Genomic DNA, 9,623 nt, shown 5'->3' with positions numbered 1-9,623 from the left:
GTAGAGGGTGGGGTGGAAGCCGTCCATGTCCTGCCAGTTCTCGGTGTGCAGGAGGGTGCGAACGGTGTGCCGCGGGAGGTCGGCCAGGGCTCGCAGGTGGGGTGGATCGGAAGGCTCTAGCGGGAGGTCGGCGAGGTAGCGGGCGCGGGTGGTGAGGCGGGCGGCGTGTTCGTGGTCGCGGTGCGCGCTGTGCTGCCAGTGGGTGATGAGGGTGTCGGGTTGCTGGTCGCGGATGATGGTGGCGAGTTCTGCGGCCGCCTCGTCGGTGTCGGGGAGGAAGCCGTCGCTGTGGCCGAGGACCATGAAGTCGGCGCCGATCGCGGTGGCGAATGCTTCGCCTTCGGCGATCTTCTGCTTCTTGTACTCCGTCGGCGCGAGCCGAGGATGGCTGCGTTCGCCCGCGGTGAGGGCGACCATGGTGACGTTCGCGCCGTCGAGGATGAGCTTGGCCAGCGTCGGTCCGGCAGTCAGGTCCATGTCGCCGATGTGGGCACCGATGGCGAGCACTGTTCTGGTCATGGACGACTCCCGTCGAGGTTGGCACGCAGGATGGTGAAGGTGCGGGTGATGGTGAACCCGGCACCCAGATAGAGACGGCCGGCCGCCGACTGCTCGCCGGTCCACAGGAACCACGCGCTGTGGGCACCGGCCGCGGACATCTGAGTCAGCGTGAGATGCAGCAGCAGCTTGCCGACACCGGTACCGCGGCATTCGGGCAGGACGCCGAACGGCCCGAACCGCTCGATCACACCCTCGTACGTCGCACATTGCGCCCACCCAAGGATCCGCCGTACCGGGTCCCGTGCGACCACGATTCGGTCGAGCGGCATCCCGGCCACCACAGCTTCGCGGATGGCGCGAGCCCAGTCCGGGGAGAACTCGTCACCCGCCAGGCGGATCAGCGCGGTCAGTTCGTCACCGGTCGGCGTACCGAAGCTGTAGCCCTCCCCCACCAGCTCGTCGAGCCGCTTACCCACCTCGGCCGGCATCGCGTATCCGACGAGACTCCGGTCCATCGCGACCGCGTCGTACCCAGCCTCGAAGCCGAGTCCCGCCAGCAGCCGGTCCGCGACTGGGTACCGAGCTCGGTCGAGGCCGGGCAGGAAGTAGTTCGGCGTGTACGACGAGAAGAAGACCTCGGAGCACCCGACATGACGCAGCCAGTCCATCGCGGCCGTCAGCAGCTCCCGGCCCAGCCCGTGCCCGCGCGCGTCGGGACGGACGAAGAAGAACGGGATCCAGCCCGTCCCCAGCTCCAGATCGGCACCGGCCAGCGGGGTCAGCCGACGGACCGCGTACGCCGCGCCGACGACCTGACCGTTGCTTACGGCAACCTTCAGCCCGGCCGGGTCGAAGTTCCGGTCGAGCAGGACGAGGTCGCGGAACCGTGGGTACCCGATCGGATCGGCCGGTGCCGCCGCGGTCCAGGCGGCGGCCAGCCCGGGACCGTCTCCCACCGCGAACGAACGGATCATCAGCACCTCGGATCACAACCCAGTCTTGTTGAAAATTTACCGCTGGAAACGCGATCCAGTCAACGTCTTACAGGCGGCGGCTTCGATCAGAACTGAAGCCATCGCCGGTGAACCCGCGCTCCCTGTAGACAGCCGCCTCCGGATCAACACGAAGGAGTGCGATGAGACGACGTCAGTTGGCAGCGACGGCTGCGGCGGTCCTGGGCCTGGTCACCGGCCTGGTCACCGCGATACCGGCCAATGGCGCACCACCGCAGTTCGAGCACCTCAAGCCCGGCGCGCAGCCCGAGCTGGCCGAGCGCGTCCCCTTGAACGTCGTACTGCTCGGCTACAAGCCCGGCAGCGTCGACCTGGCCGCGCTGAACGGCACACTGCCGGTCAACCACAAGCCCAAGCAGATCACCCGCCTGCTCGCCGGGATCGACGAGACGGTCGGGCTCGACTACACCTACGACTACCGCCTCCAGTACGCCGACCAGACGTACCAGAACCGGTTCTTCCAGCAGCTCGCCGGCTTCGCGCGGCCGGTTGAGGTGAACTCCGTCCAGGCCAAGTACAACGCCCAGCAGAACAACAAGCTCGACGTGACCGCCAGCCACGAGATCGATGCGCCCACCGTCGAGAAGTGGCTCGCGTTCAACCCGCCGTCCGGCGTCGACACCCGCGAGAACACGGTCTACCTGATCAACTGGTACGACCGGCCGGACTTCAAGTTCCACGTGTACACGAAGACCGACGAGCCGGATCCGGACACCGGCCAGAACTGGGGCAAGTACGCGAGCCGCGGCCTGGTCGCCTGGGGCGGTACGACGGCCGCCGACGAGGAGAGTGGTCTCGGGGCTACCCGCAGGGTGTGGTTCCACGACCTGTCGGCCGGACCCGACCAGTTCTCCGGCAGCTGGAACGTCGACAACCCGGATCTGGACGGCGACAACCAGCCCGACTACCGGATCCCGCCGGCCTGGGAGTACGCCGCCGACGGCTACCGCAAGCCGGGCGACCTGACCGCCGACCTCGGCCGCCTGCTGCGCACGGTCGTCGTCCACAGTCTCGTCACCGCATCACCGACGTACCCGGTCGAGCTCACCATCGCCAAGGCCGCGACGGTCAACCTCGACAGCAACACCTACGAGGGCTGGGCGGGCAGTGACAAGTACCTGAAGCCGGAGCTCGTCACTGCCGAGCTCGGCGAGGTCCTGCCTGGGATCGACCTCTCCTTCGACCAGCAGAACCTCCCGTACGACGGTGAGGCCAAGCGCTGTGTCGAGGACTGGCTGCGCGACGTCTCGTGCTACCCGGAGACGAACCTGCCGCCGTTCGCGAACATGTTCCTGCAGAACAAACGGGAGATCGACCGCGTCCTCGACGACCAGGGCAAGGTCGACTACGAGCTCCCGATCTTCAACTACGCCATGACGCAGGAGAACCTTCCGTGGCTCGGGTACGCCGGTGACAACTGGTCCGACGGCAGCCCGGGGTACGTCTACAACTGGCTCTCACCGCAGTACGTCGGCTGGGGCTACGGCTTCACCAGCACGATGATCCACGAGGTCGGCCACCACATCGGGCTGACGCATCCGCACGACGGGTACGACGGCATCACCGGCAAGTTCTTCGAGCCGACCGGTCCGTACTACTTCGCCTGGCTCGGCGACGAGTCGAACTCGGTGATGAACTACCTGCAGATCAACACCGACTTCGGCCAGTTCGACCAGGACAACCTGGCCAGGTTCCGCGCCGCCGCGCTGATCGAGGCCGCGAACGCCCTCGCCGCCGACGTCCTTGCGTCACCTCATGCAGATCGCGCGTACGCCGATCTGCTGCGCGCCGACCAGTTGATCGGCCAGGTGAAGGCCCGGCTGGCCGACCACGAGTACGACGTCACCCGCGAACTGGCCGACCAGGCGTACGCCGCGGTGGCCGAAGGCGCTCGGAAGGCCGGGATCGACGTACAGAAGTTCGAAGCCGAGCAGATGGCCGAGGCCCGGGCAGCTCGCGCCGCGCACCCGACCGAGCCGCTTGCGCCAAGGCCAGTTACGCCAAGAAAGGGGTAAGCGCCGCCAGGAAGTCGTCGAGGCGCTCGGCATGCACCCAGTGCCCCGCCTCGGCGACCTCGGCGTATTGGACGTGCGGGAAGTACGCCGCGATCGTGTCCCGGTGGTCCTGCTGGACGTAGTCCGACTTCCCGCCGTAGATGAAGAGCGTCGGGCCGTCGTAGTGACGGCCCTCGAGACCGGCCGGCCAGCCGGAGATCTGGGGCAGTGCAGCCTCGATCACCGGCAGGTTCGGCCGCCAGCGGGCACCCGCGTCGTCGAGGACGAGGTTCTGCAGCAGGAAGGCCCGGGTCCCAGGAGTCGGTACGGCGTCGACCAGCTGGGCGTCGATGTCGGATCGACGCTGCACGTTGGTGAGGTCGGCGTTCCGCATCGCCTGGGCGTACTCGACGAACGCGGGTGGGTAGGTGACCGGCGCGGCATCGACGACGACCAGGCGCTCGACCGCGGCCGGGTAGAGCAGTGCGGTCAGCATCGCGGTCTTGCCACCCATCGAGTGGCCGACCAGGGCGACCGGGCCGGTCCCCAGGCTCTCGATCGTCTCGCGGACGTCGTCGGCCATCTCGGGGTAGCTCATGGTGTCCACGTGCGGCGACGAGCCGTGGTTGCGCAGGTCGAGCGCGAAGACGCGGTGCTCGGTAGCGAGTCGGCGGGCGGCCGTCATCCAGTTCCGGCCGGAGCCGAACAGGCCGTGCATGACCACGACCGGCGTACCGGTTTCGCCGTACGACGTGACTGGGAGCTTCATGTGAAGGACCTTTCAGCGCCGACGGCCCCAGCACGCGGTGTGCCAGTGGCGTCGTTCGTCGAGGGACTGGGCGCCACTGAGTGCGCCGAGCAGGCTGGGGTTGTCCGGCCAGACCACCACGTGCGGCGTGGCCGGTGGGATCAGCTGGTCGCAGCCGGGGCAGCGGTAGGACTTGCCGGATGCGGAGCCCGACACGCGCCGGACGTTCCACTCACCGTCCGTCCGCTCCTCCCGCGCCTGGGAACCACCCAGTAGCGGCCGGTCGCTGACGGGCCGCTGCCACTTCGACGGTTTCCTGCTCCGGGGCGACATAGCCCTGCAAGGCTAGCCGTATGAGCCATGTCACCCCGGTGCAGGCAGGGCTCCTAGAGACGTGCGGTCGCGTACGCCGCGGTGCCGATCAGCTCCATCGAGACCTGGAGACGTTCCAGGCTGACGTTCTTCGCGATGGTGTCCTCCGGTGAGTGGTACGGCGGCTCGAGGTGGGCCGGCGAGATCTCACCGCGCCAGGAGAAGTTCGCCGACGCGATGCCGACCTCCTGGAACGACTGGTGGTCGGACGCACCACGCAGTACCGGACCGACCATCTGCGGGGCGTACCCGAGTCGCTCGCCCGAGGCCCGGACCGCATCGGTCGCGGTGTTGGCCAGGCCCGTGAACGACAGGATCCAGTAGGTGATCGCCGGGTCCCAACTGGTGGCGACCATGTCGTTCTGGAAGACGGCCTTGTACCGGTCGCGCTGATCCTGCGGCAACTGTGCGACGTGGTACCGCGAGCCGATCAGCCCCTGCTCCTCCGAACCCCACAGTGCGAACCGCAGCGTCGCGTTGGTGTTCAGGCGGCTCATCACCCGGGCGAGCTCCATGGTGAGCACGGTCCCGGAGCCGTCGTCGTTCGCACCCGGGGCGCCGATCACCGAGTCGTAGTGACCACTCACCATCACGATCGGGCCGTTGGCGCCGCTGCGTCCACGGCGCTCACCGATCACGTTGTTCGAGATCAGGTTGCGGTGTGCCTTGGTGCTGATCCGCAGCGGCAGCGAGGTCACCACCGCGAGGGCCTCGCGGATCAGCCGCTTCTGCACCTGCGCGACGCCGATCACCGGGATCGGCGCATCGGTCAGACCTGCGGGCTGGAACGCCGACGCCCGGCGCGGGAACACCAGGTCGGCCGGCAGCAGGATGACTCCGACCGCACCGCGCGTCGCGGCCTCCGCGACGAAGGCCGGGCGGGCGGCCGCCGTGTCGTCCGCGATCACGATCGAACCGGCCACGTCAGCCGGCCAGACCGGCGCAGTGGCCGGGCCGACGTCCCGGACCGGCCCCTCCACGCTCACGTCGAGCTTCCCGCCGGGGGCAGCCCCGGCCTGCCAGCAGAGGTCGTCCGGCAGGATGCCCCGGACGTCCTCGATCTGGGCGATGAACTTGTCCGCCACCGGGAACGGCTGCAGCGTGGTGCGGTACCCGAACCGGTCAAGCTGACCGGCGATGTAGTCCGCCGCCCGCTTCTCGCTCGCGGTGCCCCCGATCCGCGGGCCGATGTCCTCGGACAGCACCTGCAGGTGCCGCAGCGCTCGCTCCGAGGACAGCTCGGAGACGATCTGGCGGTCGTACCTGTCGAGCTTCGGGTGGTGGAGTGCACCGGGCCGCTGGTCGTCCGCAGCCCAGGCGGGGGCAGCGGGGATCGCGGTCGCGGCGGTGACACCGGCGACCGCGCCCAACAGCCCGCGGCGGCTCAAACCGGACGTATCGGTCATGCAGGTTCTCCTCACAAGGATGGCGGCCCCGAGAGAAGTGAAGGTAATCGAGCATCCTCAGTTAGAGAAGGAGTTTTTACTGTGAGAAGGCCTTTTCGTCCCGCAATTCGCTGCCGACGTCGTGCATGTGACGCAATCCCATCCGATACGAATCTATTAGCCCGGTCGTCAGGTACGGTAGCCCGGCCTTCTCGCAGTACTCCTGGACGATCGGCTGAGCGAGCCGCAGGTTGGCCCGGGGCATGCTCGGGAAGAGGTGGTGCTCGATCTGGTAGTTCAGCCCGCCCATCATCCAGTCGGTCACCAGACCGCCCTTGATGTTGCGCGACGTCAGGACCTGCTTCTCGAGGTGACCCCAGTCGCTGTCCTCGCCGGGCATCTCCATCCCCTTGTGCCCCGGTGCGAAGACGCTGCCCAGGTGCAGCCCGAAGATCATGTGGTGCAGCAGCGCGAACACGATGGCCTGGGCCGGTGACAGCAGGACGAACAGCGCGCTGACGTACAGCACCAGGTGCACGATCATCAGCCCGAACTCGACCTTCTCGGTACGGCGGTGGGCCAGCACGAAGCGGATCCCGGAGTACTTGAGGTTGAACCCTTCGAGGGTGAGCAACGGGAAGAAGATCCGGGCCTGGTTGCGGCTCAGCCAGCCCTCGAGGCCGGCCCGGCCCGCCGCCTGCTCGCGGGTCCAGACCAGGATGCCCTCGCCGACGTCCGGATCCTTGTCGGTGTGGTTCGGGTTCGCGTGGTGGCGGTTGTGCTTGTCGTTCCACCACGCGTAGCTCATGCCGAGCAGGAGGTCGGCGTGCAGCCTCCCGATCCAGTCGTGCAGCCGGCGCGAACTCGCGATCTGCTGATGCCCGGCATCGTGCCCGACGAACGCGGCCCGCGTGGTCAGTACGGCGAGTGGGATCGCCAGCAGCAGCACCCACCACGAACTGCCGACGGCCGCGATGGCCGCCCAGGTGAGTGCCATCAGGGCTACGTTGACGCCGATCGAGATCGCGTACGCCGCCGTACGGCGTTCTAGCAGTCCGGCGGCCTTGATCTCGCGCAGTAACGGCGCGAATCCGCTCCCGCGGGTGTCTGGAGTCGTCCCCGAAGTCGTCACTGTGCTTGTCATGAGGCAAGCCTCGCCGTCGCGGGCCCGCGACACACTGCAGCTATCCCCCGAACCTGACCGGGGGTTAGTCCCCTGCCAGTTGGGGGGCTAGCACCACTGGCCGGGGCCTCACGCTCGGTCATGATGGGTGCATGACCACCGTTGCCGTTCCTGCGCCGCCGATGCGCTACCCCAAGCTTGCGCAGCCCTGGATCGCGCTGGCCCTGGCCGTCCTGGCGGAGATCGGGATCGCGTTCTTCGTGCTGAACGTGGTGGCGGTGCCACTGATCGCCGTCTGGGTCGGGATCCCGCTGCTGCTCGCGTTCGTCCCGGCCACCCGCTGGTTCGCGAACTGCCACCGGACGATCCTGGGCGGTTTCATCGGCGAGCGGATCCCCCGTCCGTACAAGAAGCCGCCGCTGCCCGGCATCCTGATGTGGCTGCGGACGACCCTGACCGACCCGGCCACCTGGCGCGACATCGTCTGGCTGCTGGTGAACGCGGTCGTCGGCTTCACCCTGTCGCTGGTGAGCGCGGTGCTGTTTCTGAGCACGCTCTTCTACGGGGTCTACCCGCTGCTGGTCGGCGTCACTCCCGAGGGCGTCTTCACCGAGCCATTCGGCGGGCTGCTCACGGTCAACTTCTGGACGAGCTTCCTGGTCATGCCGGTCGCGCTGATCGGGTTCATGATCTGGCAAGCCGCCGGCGAGAAGCTGCTGAAGGCGAACGCCTACATCGCCCGCTCGCTGCTCGGCCCGACCGAGAGCGCCAAGCTGGCGCTGCGGGTCCGCGAGCTGGCCGAGTCCCGCGCCGAGACCGTCGACACCCAGGCGGCCGAGCTGCGCCGGATCGAGCGCGACCTGCACGACGGCGCCCAGGCCCGCCTGGCCGCACTGAGCATGAACCTCGGCATGGCCGAGGAGATGGTCGCCCGCGACCCGGCCCAGGCCGCAGCGCTGCTGACCGAAGCACGTCAATCGGCCAGTACGGCGTTGTCCGAGCTGCGCGACCTGGTGCGGGGTATCCACCCGCCGGTGCTCGCCGACCGCGGGCTGGAGGGTGCGGTCAAGGCACTCGCGATGTCCTGCCCGTTCAAGGTCGACGTCACCTTCGACGTACCGGGCCGGCCGCCCGCCCCGGTCGAGTCCGCGGCGTACTTCGCCATCGCCGAGTGCCTGGCGAACGCGGTGAAGTACTCGACGGCGACCACCGTCTGGATCCAGATCACCCACGAGCAGGAGAAGCTGCACATGATCGTCGGCGACGACGGCGTGGGAGGCGCGGTCGTCCGCCCGGGCGGCGGTCTGTACGGTATCGAGCGGCGGCTGGCCGCCTTCGACGGTACGTTGACCGTGGTCAGCCCGAGCGCCGGGCCGACCACCGTGATCATGGAGCTGCCTTGCGAGTCCTCATCGCTGAAGACCACGCCCTCCTCCGGGACGGCCTGATCCGTCTCCTGGAGGCGCACGACTTCGAGGTCGTCGAGGCAGTCGACAACGGTCCCCGGCTGGTGCCCGCCCTGGTGGAGCACCGGCCGGACGTGGCCGTTGTCGACGTCCGGCTGCCCCCGACCTTCACCGACGAGGGCCTGCGCGCCGCAGTCGAGGCCCGCAAACAGGTCCCCGGCCTGCCGATCCTGGTCCTCTCCCAGTACGTCGAGCAGCTGTACGCCCGCGAGCTCCTGACCGGCGGCGGCGCGGTCGGCTACCTCCTGAAGGACCGCGTCTCCAACGTCGCCGACTTCCTCGACTCGGTCCGCCGGGTCGCGGGCGGCGGTACGGCGATGGACCCCGACGTGATCGGCCAACTCCTGGCCCGCAACACCCGCGACGAACCGATCGGCCGACTCACCCCCCGCGAGTCCGAAGTCCTCGGCCTGATGGCCGAAGGCCGCTCGAACGCCGCCATCGCCGCCGCCCTCTTCGTCACCGAGAAAGCCGTGTCGAAACACACCAACAACATCTTCGCCAAACTCGACCTCCCACCCTCGGAAGACGACAACCGCCGAGTCATGGCAGTCCTCCAATACCTCTCCGCCCGCTAGCCCGTACGACGTTGAGCACAGCTCAACCACGTGCGCGCCCGTTCGGTGGTTGATCCATGCTCAAAGTGAGCCGGCCCGCCAACCTTGAGCACGGTTCAACCATTCCGGCGGGGCATCGGATGGTCGGCGGGTGCCCGTGAGCCGGTCCGGCAACCTTGAGCACGGCTCAACCACGTGCGCGGCTGGCAGATGGTTGATACGTGCTCAAAGTGAGTCAGCCAGGCAACCTTGAGCACGGTTCAACCATTGCGGCGGGGCATCGGATGGTCGGCGGGTGCTCAAGGTGAGTCCCGCCCGCGATCTCGGGTCCCCCTCGGGCCGCCGCGTGTGGTAGCCGGTGGATTTTCGTCACGGAGTCCCCCGATCAACCGGATAGCGTAGCTCTCCAGCTTCACGTACCTCAGCCACATCCCGTTCAGCCCCACCCACCCCCAGCCGCACCT

Annotated in this window: 9 protein-coding genes; 3 read left to right on the top strand and 6 right to left on the bottom strand. The window is 68.2% G+C overall.

Annotated features, from left to right (window positions below):
• Together E1261_RS40010 and E1261_RS40005 are read right to left on the bottom strand one after the other, a co-directional pair.
• Positions 1-519 (bottom strand): PIG-L deacetylase family protein (locus E1261_RS40010; protein ID WP_132414971.1); only part of this gene is annotated, 519 nt, incomplete at its 3' end.
• Positions 516-1,475, bottom strand: a complete 960-nt coding sequence (locus E1261_RS40005) for a GNAT family N-acetyltransferase (RefSeq protein WP_202875420.1) — start codon at positions 1,473-1,475, stop codon at positions 516-518. The genes E1261_RS40010 and E1261_RS40005, both read right to left, overlap by 4 nt.
• A gap of 161 nt (positions 1,476-1,636) precedes the next feature.
• On the opposite strand from E1261_RS40005, the gene E1261_RS40000 reads away from it, so the two are divergent.
• The gene (locus E1261_RS40000) at positions 1,637-3,529 is read left to right on the top strand and encodes a zinc metalloprotease (RefSeq protein WP_132414970.1); all 1,893 of its coding nucleotides are present in this window, start codon (positions 1,637-1,639) and stop codon (positions 3,527-3,529) included.
• Here E1261_RS40000 and E1261_RS39995 read toward each other — a convergent pair.
• The 4 genes from E1261_RS39995 to E1261_RS39980 form a co-directional block, all read right to left on the bottom strand.
• Positions 3,510-4,277 carry an alpha/beta fold hydrolase gene (locus E1261_RS39995; protein ID WP_132414969.1) on the bottom strand — a complete coding sequence of 256 codons (768 nt, stop codon included), beginning with the start codon at positions 4,275-4,277 and terminating at the stop codon, positions 3,510-3,512. The two genes, E1261_RS40000 and E1261_RS39995, sit on opposite strands and share 20 nt — an antisense overlap.
• A gap of 12 nt (positions 4,278-4,289) precedes the next feature.
• Positions 4,290-4,589 carry a hypothetical protein gene (locus E1261_RS39990; RefSeq protein WP_132414968.1) on the bottom strand — a complete coding sequence of 100 codons (300 nt, stop codon included), beginning with the start codon at positions 4,587-4,589 and terminating at the stop codon, positions 4,290-4,292.
• Between the two features lie 53 nt (positions 4,590-4,642).
• Complete coding sequence (locus E1261_RS39985) at positions 4,643-6,034, bottom strand: M28 family metallopeptidase (protein WP_132414967.1); 1,392 nt, start codon at positions 6,032-6,034, stop codon at positions 4,643-4,645.
• 76 nt (positions 6,035-6,110) lie between these two features.
• Positions 6,111-7,157, bottom strand: a complete 1,047-nt coding sequence (locus tag E1261_RS39980) for a fatty acid desaturase family protein (protein WP_132414966.1) — start codon at positions 7,155-7,157, stop codon at positions 6,111-6,113.
• 131 nt (positions 7,158-7,288) lie between these two features.
• On the opposite strand from E1261_RS39980, the gene E1261_RS39975 reads away from it, so the two are divergent.
• Together E1261_RS39975 and E1261_RS39970 are read left to right on the top strand one after the other, a co-directional pair.
• Positions 7,289-8,584 (top strand): sensor histidine kinase, encoded by a 1,296-nt coding sequence (locus tag E1261_RS39975; RefSeq protein WP_132414965.1) that lies wholly within the window; start codon positions 7,289-7,291, stop codon positions 8,582-8,584.
• The gene (locus tag E1261_RS39970) at positions 8,536-9,180 is read left to right on the top strand and encodes a response regulator (RefSeq protein ID WP_132414964.1); all 645 of its coding nucleotides are present in this window, start codon (positions 8,536-8,538) and stop codon (positions 9,178-9,180) included. Before E1261_RS39975 ends, E1261_RS39970 begins: the two co-directional genes overlap by 49 nt.
• The last annotated feature ends 443 nt before the right edge of the window (positions 9,181-9,623 follow it).

The organism is Kribbella albertanoniae (assembly GCF_004348455.1).
Taxonomy (GTDB): Bacteria; Actinomycetota; Actinomycetes; order Propionibacteriales; family Kribbellaceae; genus Kribbella; species Kribbella albertanoniae.
The sequence above is the reverse complement of the archived record's forward strand: the minus strand, read 5'-3'. Positions and strand labels throughout refer to the sequence as shown.

What these genes read in the sequence shown, in the direction of transcription:
- E1261_RS39995 (WP_132414969.1), bottom strand. Translation starts at nt 4,277, where the DNA reads ATGAAGCTCCCAGTCACGTCGTACGGCGAAACCGGTACGCCGGTCGTG.
- E1261_RS39980 (WP_132414966.1), bottom strand. Translation starts at nt 7,157, where the DNA reads ATGACAAGCACAGTGACGACTTCGGGGACGACTCCAGACACCCGCGGG.
- E1261_RS39975 (WP_132414965.1), top strand. Translation starts at nt 7,289, where the DNA reads ATGACCACCGTTGCCGTTCCTGCGCCGCCGATGCGCTACCCCAAGCTT.
- E1261_RS40000 (WP_132414970.1), top strand. Translation starts at nt 1,637, where the DNA reads ATGAGACGACGTCAGTTGGCAGCGACGGCTGCGGCGGTCCTGGGCCTG.
- E1261_RS40005 (WP_202875420.1), bottom strand. Translation starts at nt 1,475, where the DNA reads ATGATCCGTTCGTTCGCGGTGGGAGACGGTCCCGGGCTGGCCGCCGCC.
- E1261_RS39990 (WP_132414968.1), bottom strand. Translation starts at nt 4,589, where the DNA reads ATGTCGCCCCGGAGCAGGAAACCGTCGAAGTGGCAGCGGCCCGTCAGC.
- E1261_RS39985 (WP_132414967.1), bottom strand. Translation starts at nt 6,034, where the DNA reads ATGACCGATACGTCCGGTTTGAGCCGCCGCGGGCTGTTGGGCGCGGTC.